The 15,678-nt window shown below is 51.9% G+C and carries 15 protein-coding genes; 12 read left to right on the top strand and 3 right to left on the bottom strand.

All coding sequences use genetic code 11. The features are described 5' to 3' along the window. The first annotated feature begins 60 nt into the window (after positions 1-60). Together ACU6TU_RS08830 and ACU6TU_RS08825 are read left to right on the top strand one after the other, a co-directional pair. Positions 61-1,650 carry a peptide chain release factor 3 gene (locus tag ACU6TU_RS08830; RefSeq protein WP_447141075.1) on the top strand — a complete coding sequence of 530 codons (1,590 nt, stop codon included), beginning with the start codon at positions 61-63 and terminating at the stop codon, positions 1,648-1,650. 35 nt (positions 1,651-1,685) lie between these two features. Continuing rightward, complete coding sequence (locus ACU6TU_RS08825) at positions 1,686-2,456, top strand: TatD family hydrolase (protein ID WP_447141074.1); 771 nt, start codon at positions 1,686-1,688, stop codon at positions 2,454-2,456. Positions 2,457-2,500: 44 nt separating this feature from the next. Here the strand turns inward: ACU6TU_RS08825 and ygfZ are convergent, their stop codons facing one another. Then, positions 2,501-3,511, bottom strand: a complete 1,011-nt coding sequence (ygfZ, locus tag ACU6TU_RS08820; protein ID WP_447141073.1) for a CAF17-like 4Fe-4S cluster assembly/insertion protein YgfZ — start codon at positions 3,509-3,511, stop codon at positions 2,501-2,503. Between the two features lie 193 nt (positions 3,512-3,704). Between ygfZ and ACU6TU_RS08815 the strand changes: the two genes are divergently transcribed. The 7 genes from ACU6TU_RS08815 to ACU6TU_RS08785 all read left to right on the top strand — a co-directional run bounded on the left by ACU6TU_RS08815 (position 3,705) and on the right by ACU6TU_RS08785 (position 11,573). Continuing rightward, positions 3,705-3,905, top strand: coding sequence for a hypothetical protein (locus tag ACU6TU_RS08815; RefSeq protein WP_447141072.1), 201 nt, complete (start codon positions 3,705-3,707; stop codon positions 3,903-3,905). A gap of 64 nt (positions 3,906-3,969) precedes the next feature. Then, positions 3,970-4,386, top strand: coding sequence for an OsmC family protein (locus tag ACU6TU_RS08810; protein WP_447141071.1), 417 nt, complete (start codon positions 3,970-3,972; stop codon positions 4,384-4,386). A 48-nt stretch (positions 4,387-4,434) separates the two neighbouring features. After that, positions 4,435-6,459, top strand: coding sequence for an excinuclease ABC subunit UvrB (gene uvrB, locus ACU6TU_RS08805; protein ID WP_447141070.1), 2,025 nt, complete (start codon positions 4,435-4,437; stop codon positions 6,457-6,459). Between the two features lie 2 nt (positions 6,460-6,461). Next, positions 6,462-7,289: an endonuclease VIII gene (gene nei / locus ACU6TU_RS08800; protein ID WP_447141069.1), complete on the top strand. Its 828-nt coding sequence runs from the start codon at positions 6,462-6,464 to the stop codon at positions 7,287-7,289. A 223-nt stretch (positions 7,290-7,512) separates the two neighbouring features. Beyond that, positions 7,513-9,018 (top strand): fumarate hydratase, encoded by a 1,506-nt coding sequence (locus tag ACU6TU_RS08795; protein WP_447141068.1) that lies wholly within the window; start codon positions 7,513-7,515, stop codon positions 9,016-9,018. Positions 9,019-9,168: 150 nt separating this feature from the next. After that, on the top strand, positions 9,169-10,587 hold the full coding sequence (gene cls, locus ACU6TU_RS08790) for a cardiolipin synthase (RefSeq protein ID WP_447141067.1): 1,419 nt from the start codon (positions 9,169-9,171) through the stop codon (positions 10,585-10,587). A 68-nt stretch (positions 10,588-10,655) separates the two neighbouring features. Beyond that, positions 10,656-11,573: a LysR substrate-binding domain-containing protein gene (locus tag ACU6TU_RS08785; RefSeq protein ID WP_447141066.1), complete on the top strand. Its 918-nt coding sequence runs from the start codon at positions 10,656-10,658 to the stop codon at positions 11,571-11,573. 88 nt (positions 11,574-11,661) lie between these two features. On the opposite strand, the gene ACU6TU_RS08780 is transcribed toward ACU6TU_RS08785, so the two are convergent. Next, on the bottom strand, positions 11,662-12,771 hold the full coding sequence (locus ACU6TU_RS08780) for a bifunctional nicotinamide-nucleotide adenylyltransferase/Nudix hydroxylase (protein WP_447141065.1): 1,110 nt from the start codon (positions 12,769-12,771) through the stop codon (positions 11,662-11,664). A gap of 206 nt (positions 12,772-12,977) precedes the next feature. Here ACU6TU_RS08780 and ACU6TU_RS08775 point away from each other — a divergent pair, with 206 nt between their 5' ends. Then, positions 12,978-13,901, top strand: coding sequence for a YihY/virulence factor BrkB family protein (locus ACU6TU_RS08775; RefSeq protein WP_447144211.1), 924 nt, complete (start codon positions 12,978-12,980; stop codon positions 13,899-13,901). Between the two features lie 31 nt (positions 13,902-13,932). After that, a complete protein-coding gene (gene yccX / locus ACU6TU_RS08770; RefSeq protein WP_447141064.1) occupies positions 13,933-14,208 on the top strand; it encodes an acylphosphatase in 276 nt (91 codons plus the stop codon). A gap of 6 nt (positions 14,209-14,214) precedes the next feature. On the opposite strand, the gene ACU6TU_RS08765 is transcribed toward yccX, so the two are convergent. Continuing rightward, a complete protein-coding gene (locus ACU6TU_RS08765) occupies positions 14,215-15,174 on the bottom strand; it encodes a D-2-hydroxyacid dehydrogenase (RefSeq protein ID WP_447141063.1) in 960 nt (319 codons plus the stop codon). A 207-nt stretch (positions 15,175-15,381) separates the two neighbouring features. On the opposite strand from ACU6TU_RS08765, the gene ACU6TU_RS08760 reads away from it, so the two are divergent. Then, positions 15,382-15,660: an FmdB family zinc ribbon protein gene (locus tag ACU6TU_RS08760; protein WP_447141062.1), complete on the top strand. Its 279-nt coding sequence runs from the start codon at positions 15,382-15,384 to the stop codon at positions 15,658-15,660. Positions 15,661-15,678: the final 18 nt, after the last annotated feature.

The following is a 15,678-nucleotide window of genomic DNA, read 5'->3' as shown; positions in this document are numbered from 1 at the left end:
CCGACAAAGGCAACTCACCAAGTGAGTATACGCCTTAGTACAAAATACCGATGAGGCACAATGAAAGACTCTGAAATAGCCCGTGAGACAGAACTTCGCCGCACCTTTGCTATTATTTCCCACCCGGATGCCGGTAAAACCACGATTACCGAAAAAATGCTGTTATTCGGGAATGCTATCCAGATGGCGGGGTCGGTCAAAAGTAAGCGTAACGACCGACATGCGACGTCCGACTGGATGAAGATGGAGCAGGAGCGTGGTATTTCTGTGACCACGTCCGTGATGCAGTTTCCTTATAATGGCCGAATCGTGAACCTGTTGGATACGCCAGGGCACGAAGACTTTTCCGAAGATACCTATCGGACACTAACAGCGGTAGATTCGGCCCTGATGGTGATTGATGGTGCCAAAGGTGTTGAGGACCGTACCATTAAGTTGATGGAAGTGTGTCGGCTGCGTACGACACCTATCCTAACGTTCATTAACAAGATGGACCGCGATATACGCGACCCCATTGAAGTGATGGATGAAGTGGAGACAGTGCTGAATATCCAGTGTGCACCGATGACCTGGCCGATCGGTATGGGACGCCACTTCAAAGGGGTCTATCACCTTTACAATGATGTGATCCATCTCTACACCCAGGGCCAGGGCAGCCGTATTCCGGATGACAAACGGATTGAAGGGCTGGATAACCCGGAAGTTGACGAGATACTGGGCGAAGAGCAGGCCGAAGAACTGCGTATGGAAGTGGAACTGGTGCGTGGCGCTTCCCATGAATTTGATCTTGAGGCCTACCGCTGCGGGGAACTGACGCCGGTCTACTTCGGTACGGCGATGGGCAATTTTGGCGTGCGTGAAATGCTTGACGGTTTTGTTGAGTATGCACCTGCGCCGCAGTCTCGCGAAACGGATACACGCGTGGTCAGCGCAGAAGACGAACGCTTCAGCGGGTTTGTGTTCAAGATTCAGGCGAACATGGACCCGAATCACCGTGATCGCATTGCGTTCCTGCGGGTGTGTTCCGGTAAGTACGAAAAAAACATGAAAATGCGTCACGTGAGAATTGGCAAAGATGTGAAAATTGCCGATGCATTGACTTTCATGGCGTCGGACCGTTCTCAGGTAGAAGAAGCCTGGCCCGGCGATATTATTGGTTTGCATAATCACGGCACTATCCAGATTGGCGATACTTTTACCCTGAATGAAGACATGCGTTTTACCGGCATTCCTCACTTTGCGCCTGAGCTGTTTAAACGGGTGCGCCTGAAAGACCCTTTAAAAATGAAGGCATTGCAAAAAGGGTTGCAGCAGTTATCAGAAGAAGGGGCCACCCAGGTCTTTATGCCGGTCGACAATAATGACCTGATTCTGGGGGCCGTCGGAACGCTACAGTTCGATGTGGTCGCGCACCGTCTCAAGGAAGAATACAAAGTGGACTGCCTTTATGAAGGCGTTAACGTGAACACTGCCCGCTGGATCTATTGTGACGATGCCAAGAAACTTGAAGAATTCAAACGTAAGGCGAGTGCCAATCTGGCGATTGATGGCGGCGGCTACCTCACTTACATTGCGCCGACTCGCGTGAATCTGCAGATGACCCAGGAGCGCTGGCCGGATATCCGCTTCCAGCAAACGCGGGAGCATTAAGTGCTAAAGCCGAGGCTCAGTGTGGGAAAGCCAGGATGTTGATAGATGCGCATTGCCATCTGGATTTTGCTGACTTCGATACGGACCGTGATCAGGTGTTTGAACGCGCCCAGGCAGTGGGAGTTAAGCATTTTGTCGTACCTGGCACCACGCGTGCACGCTGGCGCCAGGTACAGGCACTTGGGCAGCGCGATAACGTCAGTATCGGCCTTGGGTTGCATCCCTATTTTATGCAGATGCACGCAGACGAGGACATCCAAGCGCTGGAGCAGGCACTGGATGTGTCTACAACACAGGTGGTGGCGGTAGGAGAATGCGGCATTGATGCGCGTCTTCGCGATACGCTCGAACAGCAATGGCGGTTCTTTGATGCGCAGTTACGCCTGGCCAAGGCCTATTCGTTACCCGTTATTATCCACTGCGTGCATGCCAATGATCAGGTGGCCAAGCGTTTGCGTCAGCTAGCACTGCCCAAGGGCGGCATGATTCATGGTTTTGCGGGCTCGCCTGAGCAGGCGCAAGCGTTTAATGCTTTAGGGTTTGTGGTCGGTTTGGGGGGCACCTTGACGTATTCGCGTGCCCGCCGTGTGCAACGTGCCGTTAAGTCTCTGCCTGATGACGGCTTTGTACTGGAAACAGATAGCCCTGATATGCCGCTTCAAGGTCAGCAAGGAGAGCGCAACGAACCTGCCAATGTAGCTAAGATCTGTCGGCAGGTGGCAGCGTTACGCAATCAGTCAGAGGCACAGGTCGAAGCATTGAGTACCCGTGCGGCGGTAAAACTGTTTAAGTTGCCTGCTGCTTAGTCTTAAAAACCGGTCTTAAAAGCCAGTGTTAAAAAAAGCCATTCTTAAAAGTCAGTCGTGATCGTCAACGCAACTTGCTCTGGATCCAAGCGTTCCAGCGGATAAGGCAAATCCGTCAGCGTAACAGGATGGCCGCTAATGCTAAGCGGTACTTCATTTTCGATGGCGCGAGTGTTGATAATGGCGAGAAACTCAGTGGTTGCGTCGCCAGCGGCGCAGCTGGTGACAATTTCTCCTACGCTGCGATCGGTGTCGTCTTTCACCTCTGTGCCATCGGGCAATGCTTCAGCGATCGCCACACTTCCCAGCCAAAGGCGTTTTTTTACCTGGCCACGGAAATGCGCGCGAGCCACAACTTCCTGACCGGTATAGCAGCCTTTCTTGAAACTGATACCACCAAGCGCTTCCCAGTTAATCATCTGGGGGAGATATTTATCTTGCTGCTCAGCATTAAGCCAAACCAGGCCGCGCCGAATATCCGCCAGTTGCCAATTTGCCAGTTCGTCTTTACTTGAAAAGGCCTCGGCGTCAGCACTGGGTAAGATAAACAGCCAACGATAATCGTCAGCGCCCTCGGGAGCTGATGCCGGGTAAGCCAGGATACTGCGATGGCTGGCATCACTGACCTGCTGCCAGGAATTGGCCGGTAGCGGCATATCAAACGCTGTTGCTATCTTCTGAGCCTCGTCGAGCGTGACTCCGAGTATCGTAAGCGGCTCGCCAGGGGTTAATTCTACCCGATAGAAGGGCGCAAACTTCTTTAAGTGTGCCATAAGAGGCTCGACCAGACTGGCAGATAGCAGCAAGCGCAAATGTTCGTTGTTCAGGCGGATCAACTGACCGTTGGCGATCATGCGACCCTTGGGTGTGCAAAAACAGGTCAGGGGGGCAAAATGATCATCAGCCAGGTTAACCTGGGCGCTGGTCTGGCCTTGTAGAAATTTTTCCGCTCCCTCACCCTTGATATCCAGTGTAGCCAGATGCGTTAGTCGCACGCTGGCGCCAGCGTCCTGCGAAACGTCAGGGGTTGAACGTGATTCTGCTGATGAACGCATTGCGTGAGCATCTCCTCGCCGAGTGGGTGTCTGTGTGAATGTTTGTGTGTAAATGATTAAAGCACGAATTAATCGTACCACGTATGGGGTGTCAGGCCTGATTGCAAGCCATCATCAGCATGCTAGACTCTCAGCCTGTATCAGCATTGCATAACCTTATTTATATTGCGTCATTATCAGGCAGGGAGGATGAATGGCTCATCAAGTGTCATTATCGTTTAGCGGCGTCAAGTCGGTTGAACACGTTAATAAGATCACTACCGCTTTAATGATGGTGGATGGTGTGGAAAGCGCCGAAGTGGGTCAACATGGAGCGGAAGTGGAAGGACGGGTAAAGCGCGATACGCTTATTGCCGCCGTTAATGCACTGAAGCTGGGTATCAAGGTGTCATAGAAAATCAGACGTCACAGCAAGCCGATAGTCATCCTGAGCCAATCGTTAAGTTAAGGACAGCATCATGGGAAAAAAGAGCATTACTGTTTTGACAGAGCGTGGTCATCTGCTGCGTCATCGCGTAGAACTGGATGGCTTTGAAGATCTCTACGTAGACGTTCCCAAAGCGTATGGCGGTGAGGAAACGGCGCCCGACCCGCACGACTATTTTGACCTGTCGCTTGGCGCCTGTAAGGCCATCACGGCCAAAATGTATGCAGATCGCAAGGGCTGGCCACTGGAAGGGATCACCACCACCGTCAAGCGCGATGATTCTCAGGAACGTAAAGGCTTGTATAAACTTGACGTGACGCTTGTTTTTCACGGCATCACAGACACCGCTCAGCAAGCGCGTCTGGAAGAAATCAGTGAACGTTGCCCGATTCACCGTTTGATTACCCACGCAACGGTAGAGGTCACCACGCATTCTGATATTGACTGATAGCTTTAACATGCCGCACTTGACTACTTTTTCCAATAAGGAAGCTTGATGAGCAAAGCGTTTCGATTGCAATCCAAATTTGAACCGGCCGGTGACCAGCCCACTGCTATCAAGTCGCTGGTAGGCGGATTGGAGTCCGGTCTTGCTCATCAGACGCTGCTTGGGGTGACCGGCTCGGGTAAAACCTTCACCATGGCAAATATCGTGGCGACGCTGCAGCGTCCTACCATCGTGATGGCGCCCAATAAAACTCTGGCCGCGCAGCTTTACGGCGAGTTCAAAGCGTTTTTCCCGGATAATGCGATTGAGTACTTCGTTTCCTACTACGATTACTATCAGCCGGAAGCTTATGTACCGTCGTCAGATACCTTTATCGAAAAAGACGCTTCGATCAACGATCATATTGAGCAGATGCGCCTTTCCGCCACCAAGGCATTGCTCGAGCGTCGTGATGCCTTGATCGTGGTATCAGTATCGGCCATTTACGGTCTGGGTGACCCGGATCAATACCTCAAGATGCGGTTGCACTTCACGCGAGGCGAGCAGATAGACCAGCGAGCGTTTCTGCGCCGCTTGGCCGAGCTTCAATACACCCGCAATGATATGGATTTTCGGCGTGGCACTTATCGCGTGCGCGGCGATGTGATCGATATTTTTCCCGCAGATGCCGAAGAAGAGGCGGTGCGCGTTGAGCTGTTCGACGATGAAATTGACTCTATCCGACTGTTTGATCCGCTGACGGGAGATGTTCGTGGCCAGGTGCCGCGCATGACGATCTACCCTAAATCACACTACGTGACGCCGCGTGACACCATTCTCAAGGCGATTGATCACATCAAGGAAGAGTTGAAAGAGCGGCTTGAATGGCTACGTAAGCATGAACGCTTGGTCGAAGCGCAGCGCCTGGAGCAGAGAACGCTTTACGATATTGAAATGATGCTGGAGCTTGGTTACTGCAACGGCATTGAAAACTACTCACGCTATCTCTCAGGGCGTGAACCCGGACAGGCACCGCCGACTTTCTTTGATTACCTGCCTGATGATGCGCTGCTATTCATTGACGAATCCCACGTCAGTGTTCCGCAGGTTGGCGGTATGTACAAAGGCGACCGCTCGCGCAAAGAAACCCTGGTGGAATACGGTTTTCGGCTGCCCTCGGCTCTGGATAACCGTCCCATGAAGTTTGAAGAATGGGAGTCTATCAGCCCTCAGACCATTTTTGTCTCGGCAACGCCAGGGCCTTATGAAGCCGAACACACCGGGCAGGTCGTCGAGCAGGTGGTGCGCCCGACCGGGCTTCTGGACCCGGAAATAGAAGTGCGCCCGGCATCAACCCAGGTCGACGATCTGCTTTCCGAGATCCGCCTTCGCACGGCGGTTGGCGAGCGTGTGCTGGTGACAGTTCTGACCAAGCGCATGGCGGAAGATCTAACCGAATACTTCGACGAGCACGGCATTCGCGTGCGCTATCTACACTCTGACATTGATACGGTCGAGCGGGTTGAAATTATCCGAGATCTGCGCCTGGGTAAATTCGATGTGTTGGTCGGCATTAACCTGCTGCGTGAGGGATTGGATATCCCCGAAGTCTCACTGGTAGCCATTCTTGATGCCGACAAGGAAGGTTTCCTGCGTGCTGAGCGCTCGCTGATTCAGACGATTGGGCGTGCGGCGCGTAATGCTCACGGCAAGGCGATTCTGTATGGCGATAGAATTACCGACTCAATGCGTAAAGCCATGGATGAAACGGCCCGTCGACGGGAAAAGCAGGCTGCGCATAATGAAAAGCATGGCATTACGCCCACCACGGTGACCCGTTCAGTGGCAGATATTATGGAAGCCGCCCAGGCACCGGGTAAAAAATCCAGCCGCCGTCGCGGTAATGAACGCAAGGTTGCTGAACCGGATGCCGCCTATGAACCGGCCAGCATGAAGCCCGGCGATGTCGCCGCCGCCATCAGCAAACTCGAAGACGGAATGTTTGAAGCTGCACAGAACCTTGATTTTGAGGAAGCGGCCCGTCTGCGTGACCGAATTCACGAGCTGAAAGAAAAGCAGCTGGCGCTGGGGTAACGATGCCTGAAGGTCCTGAAATTCGTCGGGCGGGCGACCGCATTCAAAAGCAGCTTCAGGGCGGTGCAATCGAAGACGCCTGGTTTGCCTTCGATGAACTGAAGCCTTACGCATCAACGCTGATCGGTCGGCACGTTGAACGTGTGGAAACACGCGGTAAAGCCATGTTGATGTTTTTTTCCGACCATAATGTTCTGTACTCCCACAATCAGCTTTATGGTGTCTGGAAATGCCATGCGGCAGATAAAGAGCCGTCAACGCGTCGCTCGTTACGCGTTAGGCTGGAAGTGGATGGCCGTGCCGCCAGCCTTTATAGCGCCTCGGATATCAGCTTATGGGCGCAAAGTGAGTTGGATAGTCATCCTTTTCTGGCAAAGCTGGGTCCAGACCTTTTATCGCAAGGGGTATCGGATGAGGTTATTCTTAATAGACTCACAGAGCCCATGTTTCAACGTCGTGGGCTGGGCGGTTTGTTGCTGGATCAGGGCTTTCTCGCTGGGCTTGGCAACTACTTGCGCAGTGAAATTCTGTTTTTCGCTGGCCTAAATCCTCGACACCGGCCCTGTGACCTATCGCAGGATAAGCAAAACCAGCTGGCGCATTGCATAAGCTCGGTGACCTGGCAGGCCTATCGTCAGGCGGGAGTAACGAATACGCCTGAATGGATTGCGCTGGCAAAAGCCTGTGGAGAGCCGCGTCGTCAGTGGCGTTTCAGTGTATTCGAGCGCGACGGGTTACCTTGTCATTGCTGTGCTGCGCCCATCGAAAAAGTCAGTATCGCTTCTCGTCGCCTGTATTTTTGCCCTGAATGCCAAGCCATTTCCCCATGAAAGACTGTGATTAATGGCCTGTTTAATACGCGATATAAATTATACCGTTATCTTGCTGATTTGCTAAACCGCTCAAACTAAAGCACCAGTCTTCACGAGGAAACAGCGGACTGCCTCATCCGAGTCGATGGGGTATACTTGCCCACACAAAAGCAGACGTTGAGTCGCAGCCTTGATGTCTGCTGAATAACTAATATCAAAGTAATACCAAGGAGTATTTCACATGACCGTGATTCGCCAAGATGATGTGATCCAAAGCGTTGCTGACGCTCTCCAGTACATTTCCTATTACCATCCCAAAGACTTCATTGACGCCATGGCGCAGGCTTATGAGCGTGAACAGAACCCGGCTGCCAAGGATGCCATCGCCCAGATTCTGATCAACTCCAGAATGTGCGCGACCGGCCATCGGCCTATCTGTCAGGATACCGGCATTGTCACCGTGTTTGTCCATGTGGGTATGAATGTTCAGTGGGACGCAGACATGAGCCTGGATGACATGGTCAATGAAGGGGTTCGACGCGCCTATCTGCTGCCGGATAATGTTCTACGTGCCTCTGTTCTTGCCGACCCGGATGGAAAGCGGCAGAACACCAAAGACAATACGCCCGCGATTATTCACCATAAACTGGTGCCGGGTAATACCGTTGATATTCATGTGGCAGCCAAAGGCGGCGGCAGTGAAGCGAAATCCAAATTTGCCATGTTGAACCCTTCCGACAGTGTGGTGGATTGGGTTCTGGAACAGTTGCCCAAAATGGGAGCAGGCTGGTGTCCGCCGGGTATGCTGGGCATTGGTATTGGCGGGACCGCGGAAAAGGCGATGGAAATCGCCAAGGAAGCGCTGCTTGACCCGATCGATATTCAGGAACTCCAGGCGCGTGGTGCCTCGAATCGCGCAGAAGAACTGCGTCTTGAGCTGTTTGAAAAGGTTAACCAATCCGGCATTGGTGCCCAAGGGTTAGGCGGATTGACAACAGTGCTGGATATCAAGGTCAAGGACTATCCAACACACGCGGCGAACAAGCCGGTGGCCATTATTCCCAATTGCGCAGCAACCCGTCATGCGCATTTTACCCTGGACGGCTCTGGCCCGGTGGCCCTTAAAGCGCCCAAGCTGGAAGACTGGCCGGAAATTACCCGTGAGATGGGGGATAACGTAAAGCGTGTCAATCTCGACAACATTACGCGGGAGGAGGTGAAAACCTGGCAGCCGGGCGATACGTTGCTTCTGAACGGTAAACTCCTTACCGGACGTGATGCGGCGCATAAGCGTATGGTCGATATGATTGCGAAGGGTGAGCCGTTACCGGTTGATATGAAAGGGCGCTTTATTTACTACGTTGGGCCTGTTGATCCGGTGAGAGATGAAGTGGTGGGGCCTGCGGGTCCAACAACGGCAACGCGTATGGATAAGTTCACCCGGACCATGCTGGAAGAAACCGGCCTGTTAGGCATGGTAGGTAAAGCGGAGCGAGGTTTAGCGGCCATTGAGGCGATACGCGACAATGAAGCCGTTTATTTGATGGCGGTAGGTGGCTCGGCGTACCTGGTGGCGCAGGCTATCAAAAAATCCCGTGTAGTCGGGTTTGAAGACCTGGGTATGGAGGCAATCTACGAGTTCGAAGTCGAAGATATGCCGGTCACTGTTGCAGTGGACTCCCAGGGAACCTCAGTACACCAGACGGGCCCCGCGAAATGGAAAGAGATTATTGCTGAAACCGTATGATTTAAGTTAGATTAATTTCACGTATATCATGGGCCCCGCTAGTCGGGGCCTTTTTCGTAGGTTTATGGTGTTGGAATATAAAAGGGCAGGCCCCGATAGACTGCTATAATAGGCGCTGCTTTTAAGTTGACTTGAATAAATGGAGCTCTTATGACGTCCTGGCTTTGGGGAACGAGCCTGCTGCTGATATACCTGATGGGTATTGTCTCGGCGATTATGGCGCTAATGTCGAGCCGAACTTCCCAGGGTGCCATCGCCTGGATCATATCGTTACTGACATTTCCTTATGTTGCGGTGCCTGCGTACTGGTTCTTTGGTCGACCACGTTTTTATGGTTATGTATCTGCAAGAGGTGAACGTGACAGTGTTCTCCGTCAGGTGCTAAATCGCTACCGCCCTAATATGCAGCCGTTTTGTTCACCATCGCTGACAGCGGATATTCAAGCGGTGGAACAGCTTGCCATGATGCCGTTGACGCAGAAAAATCATGCACAGTTGCTAGTCGATGGTGAAATAACCTTTGAAAGTCTGTTTGCCGGAATCGACAAAGCGAAAGAATATGTACTAGTGCAGTTTTTTATTGTCCGCAATGATGTCTTGGGACGTCAGTTACAACACCATCTACAACAGGCTGCTGAGCGAGGCGTACGGGTTTACTTTCTCTATGATGAAGTGGGAAGCCGAAAACTTGATGAAGGTTTTCTGAAAGACTTATCCAGAGTAGGTGTCAACGTTAGCGCGTTCAAGTCATCACGCGGCTTTAAGCATCCTTTTCAGTTGAATTTTCGCAATCATCGTAAAATCCTCGTTGTGGATGGCTATCAGGGCTGGTTAGGTGGTTTCAATGTCGGCGTTGAGTATCTTGGCGAATCAGAGCGTCATGGTCCTTGGCGGGATACCCACCTGATGCTGGAAGGCCCGAGTGTCCTGGGGCTACAGGAAGCGTTCTGGGAAGACTGGCACTGGGCGACAGGAGAGGTTATCACCCTGCAATGGCAGCCAGTGGCTATGCCATCGCCAGGCCATGATGTGGTGATTGTTCCTTCCGGGCCGGCAGACCGGCTGGAAACAGCAAGCTTACTGGTTCAGAGTCTGATTCACAGCGCTAACGAACGGTTATGGCTGACGAGCCCGTACTTTGTGCCTGATCAAGGGGTTCAGGACGCATTGCGTCTGGCGGCTATGCGTGGCGTAGATGTCAGAGTGATGATACCGGAACGCCCAGATCATCTATTGGTATTTCTGTCTGCGTTTTCATTTTTGCCTGATATGCTTCGTACAGGCGTAAAAATATACCGTTATCTACCTGGGTTTTTACATCAAAAAACTATCCTGATTGATGATACCGCAGCAGCAGTAGGGACGATTAATCTGGATAACCGCTCATTTCGCTTAAACTTCGAAATCACGGCGTTTATTCCCAGTCAGGAATTTGCCGCGCAAGTTCGCTTGATGCTGGAAAAAGACTTTGCTCAGTGTCGTCGAGTATCACTGGATGAAATTCAGCAGCGCCCAATGTGGAAAAAAGTCGTTTCACGTGCTGCCTATCTAACGTCACCTATTCAATAACCAAATCTTGTTGCTCAGTTAATGAACACCTTGCGTCGCATCACCGTCATTATGAAAAGGAGCCTAGGGTGAATTTGGAAACCAAATGGTTGGAAGATTTTGTCGCCCTGGCTAATACGCGTAGCTTTTCTGCTTCTGCACGTCAGCGTCATGTCACACAGCCTGCCTTCAGTCGCCGTATTCGTGCGTTGGAACAGGCGGTTGATGTCACACTCGTTGATCGGTCTACAACCCCCGTTGGCTTGACGTCGGAAGGGCAGTTGTTTCTGGTGACCGCGCGTAATCTGGTGGAACAACTGAATGAGTCATTAAGTCATTTACGTGGTTTATCGATTGCCAACGAGGCTCTGGATATTGTCGCGGCCCATTCGTTGGCACTCAGCTTTTTCCCCCCCTGGATTTCGCGCTTACAGAAAGGCCTGGGAGAGCTTCCTACACGGCTTGTAGCGATGAACGTCGGTGAGGCGATTCATGTGCTGCGGGAAGGCAATTGTGACCTGATGCTTGCTTACTACGACCCGTTTGCAACCATGCAGTTAGATGCCGAGGTCTTTCCTTCGTTTTCAATCGGTAAGGTAAAAATGCTGCCTGTTTCTTTGGCTGATGAACAAGGCAAACCTTGCTATTCGTTAAAGTCAGATAGTTCTTTGCCCTATCTCGCCTACACGCAAGGCGCTTTTCTGGGGCGCAGCGTAAGAATGCTGCTTAAAAATGATCCTCTGCGACTGAAATTGCGAACGGTATACGAAACGGCAATGGCAGAAGGCCTGAAAGGTATGGTGCTACAAGGAGTTGGCGTGGCATGGATTCCTGACTTCTGTATTCGTGAAGAGTTGAAGAAGGGAACGCTTGTGCGTGCCGGTGATGAAAGTTGGGACATTCCACTGGAAATCCGTCTTTATCGTTGTTCCATGGTACATAAGCCTGGCGTGGAACGCTTATGGCGACAGATGATGAAATTACCGCGTGACTTTCTGGAAGCCTGACAACGTTGTGAAAGTCACCAGGGCCCGTTGGCGTAGCAACGCGATTCACGAATCACGTCAACAGGCCCTGAGAATCATGTGCCAGTCTTTAACCACTTGCGCCAAAATCAGTGGGTAGCCCTAAAAAGTTCTGAATAATGAAGAAATGATCTTCAAATAGTGTATGTGGCTCGAGGTCGGCCAAAGCCACCCAGCGCGCATGATCTCCACCTTTGACCGGCTTGAGTCTTGGTAGCTGCTGGTCGGGTCGCAATGCAAAATAAAATGCTTCTGCCAGAGTCCGTCCCCGCCAGCTACGGTGAGGTTCATCAAACAAACGCTGACCTCTCAAGGAGCCTTTTAGCACGGGTTCCGGCACTTTCAGGCGTATGCGTTCGCGCAATTCTCGCAGACAGGCATCCAGCAAACGTTCATGAGAGTTGATGAACCCGCCCGGAAGGGCATACAGCCCTTTGCCTGGCGCTGCTGTTCGGCGCACCAATAGGATATGACCTGACTGAACAACCACCGCATTCACGGTCACAAAAATTGGCGGATAGGGCGCATGTGCCCAGGCTTGTCGGTATTGATCAAGTAACTGCTGTTCTTCAATCAGGCGCTGGTAGGCTTCTTCATGACAGAAGTGAGAGACGCTTTCTATAACACCCGGCGGAAGGTCGTGAAATGCGCCTGTACTCAGGTAATCACTACTGGACTCCTGTGAGCGAAACAGTCGATCTCGAATCTGACTGGCAGAAATGCCTTCCACCACCGGAACACTAACAGATTCCCATTGCGGAAAGAGTGATAGGTAATAGCTTGATTGACCACGGCTGGCACCGATTAACCCTATCCGTGGGAGTTTGCCATTTTCCGGTACCGTCAGATCACGTACTCGGCGCTGGACATCGCGCACCCAGACATCATCATTATAAAGTGCATCCAGTAATGGGGTGATCTCCAGCCGCGTCTTTTCTTCGTCATCAAAGCTGGAACTCAGCATGTTCTGACGTTCGGTAAACTGCCATGGGTTACGCAGAGAGCGCGCCTGCCAAGCAGAGCCAACCAGCACAATGACTTGGCGTGCCTGTTTCAATGCTTCACGAATTACCGCCACGTGACCCAGGTGAGGTGGCTGAAAGCGACCAATGAAAACCAGGCAATCAAACCTATAGCTTGTGTTAACAGTGTCATATTCAGCAGATTGAGCGGTGGGCATTAAACATTTCCCTAGGGTCCAAAAGGCACGGAAAAGCCGATACCTGTGCAATTAGCAGTTGGGCAGGGCGATGGAAGTTCACCCTGCCAAGCGACTTCATGTCAGGTATGCTATCAGGAAAACTTTAATAAACCATGGCGCTTGCTGTTCAAGTACTGAAAATTGACGTCAGTAGGCTAAGTGTCTCTCACTACAAGGATGCAATGATGATAAAGCGCACGGTCATTTTTTGGGGCAACGTGGTAAAAGATGCCGTTCAACTCTGGTTGGAGCGTAATGCTTTCAGTTACGCAGGTTCGCTTGCTTTCTATACACTTTTCTCTTTAGCCCCCACCGTGATTATTGCCGTAACAGTGATCGGTGTGGTGATGGGGGAAGATGCGGCCCAAGGTCAGATAGTCGCTCAGTTGCAGGATACGTTGGGTATGGAGGCGGCATTGGCAATCGAACAGGCTGTCGCTCATTCACGCATCGAAGAGGCAGGTATTCTGCCCTCGCTATTGGGCTTTTTTGCCTTGCTGGTGGGCGCAACCACGGTGTTTGCCCAGATGCAGTTTTCCCTGAATACCATCTGGGGTGTCACCGCCCGACCGACGGCCAACAGTGCTTTAATCTTTCTCAAAAACCGCTTTTTGTCCTTGACTGTTGTGCTGTCAATCGGCTTTATTCTTCTGGTGTCATTAGCGGCTGGCGTGGTGATCCGTTCAATGCTTCAGGCAGCAGATAACCTTCTGCCATACACGGGGATACTGGCTTCCAGCGCTGAATCACTGGTTTCGCTTGGTGTGGTCATTCTGCTGTTTGCCACTATTTTTAAAGTGTTGCCTGATGTGGTGCTGCGTTGGCAGGATGTTCTGATTGGTGCTGTGGTCACTGCGGTACTCTTCACGATCGGGCGTAGCGTGATTGCTATTTATCTGGCCTATACGGCGACGGCATCGACCTATGGTGCTGCAGGGTCAGTGGTGATGATTCTGTTATGGGTCTACTACTCGTCACTGATTCTTTTATTTGGCGCCGCCTTTACCCGCTCATTGCTGTTGAGGCGCGGCCGTCCGCTTGTGCCACGAAACAGTGCAGTGATTGTTCAGCGTGAGCTTATTGACAGCAAGGTGAAGCAATCCGTCTGATGGCCATAGGCCTTAACAAAAAGGAGCGACCATGAAGCCGTGTTGTGCACGCGCATGGGTAACTGGCAAAGTTCAGGGTGTCTGGTTCCGGTTTTCAACCCAGGAACAGGCGCTTCAATTAGGTATTACCGGTTACGCTAAAAATTTGCCCGACGGGCGGGTGGAAGTGCTGATGTGTGGTTCCAGTGATAACGTAAAGAAGCTGTCTGAGTGGCTGTGGAAAGGCCCGGAAAAAGCGCATGTCACTCACGTTGAAGTAGAAGTCATTGATCAGGCAGCCGTGCCTGATCATTTTTCGACGTATTAAGGGCGGTTATGCCATTGCTTTCCATGCCTGAATATTATCCGCTGTCAGCGTGACGATATTCTGTCTTGCTTCTGGCGTGATCCAGGCGTTGTGGGGTGTCACAATCAGATTAAGTGCTTCACTCTGCTGGGCATTGTCATGCAGGGCATCGAGCATTGGGTGTCCATTTTTCGGGGGCTCTTCCGGCAGTACATCAACGGCTAAACCGCCTATCCGGCGTTGTCTTAGGGCTTCAAGCGCCGCCTGTTCGTCAATAACGCCGCCGCGGGCACAGTTCACCAGCAGCAACGAGGGTTTGACGTTTCCAAGACGTTCGCGATTGATCAGGTGGTGCGTGCTGTCGTTTAGCGGGCAGTGCAGGCTGAGAATGTCTGCTTGGGGAAGAAGGTCATCCAATGTCGGGCGTGAGTCGTTCGTCTCGTTACCAGGGCGTGCACTAAAGCTGACGTTGAGCCCGAACGCTTTTGCCAGACGGGCCACTTCATTGCCCAGCTCACCCTGGCCCACCATGACTAGATGTTTGCCAGCCAGCTGTAGGGTCGAGTGGTCCTGGAGACAGAAAAATGGGCTTTGCTGCCATTTTCCTTGCGCTATGTCGGCTTGATACAGCGGCAGTCGGTTGGCTAACGCTAATATAAGCATCAAGGTATGCTGGGAAACGCTGGCAGTACCGTAAGCCGTCACATTTTTGACAGGAATGCCATGCGCGTCAGCGGCGTTTAAATCAATATTATTCAGACCCGTGGCCAACACACATATCAGGCGCAACCCGGGTAGCGCCTTGATGGTCCTGGCATCGATCGGGACTTTGTTGACGATAGCGATATCAGCACCGGCCAGCCGCTCGCGCGCTTGTTGCGCGGTGCTTTGGTGATAAACGGTAAGCGTCTCTACCTGGCTCTCGATGGCGGCAAGATTGATCTCAGGCCCGAGGCTTTCGGCATCGAGAATGACCGCATTGGCCATTTTTATCTCCTTTTTGTTGATAAGGCATGTTTTATGTAATGCTGAGCCTTGCTCGTCAGGGGCAACAAAAGGGTATAATACGCCCCCTTGAATAATTGCCATCTTGGAATTTTTCCAGCTGGCCGTATATAAGCAATGGCATGACCGATATATGCCATTATCTTGTCTTTGCTTCGATTTTCATGTGTTGATAACAGGAGTCATAAAATGCCCATCTATGAATACGAGTGCAAGGCCTGCGGCCAGCGTCTGGAGAAATTGCAGAAAATGAGCGCTGACCCGCTAACGCGTTGCCCTGCATGTGAACAGGATACACTGTCACGCCTGGTGTCAGCCGCAGGGTTCCGCCTGGCCGGTGGTGGATGGTATGAAACCGATTTTAAAACGGGTAGCAAGAAAAACCTGGTCGCGGACAATAACGCCACGACGACTCAGAAGATCAGTACAGACAAGGGGTCGGCCAAGAAAAGTGATACCGCTGCCTGATGGCGAGTTCACTTTGAA

The sequence above is a fragment of the Halomonas sp. LS-001 genome (genome assembly GCF_052983955.1).
The sequence above is the reverse complement of the archived record's forward strand: the minus strand, read 5'-3'. Positions and strand labels throughout refer to the sequence as shown.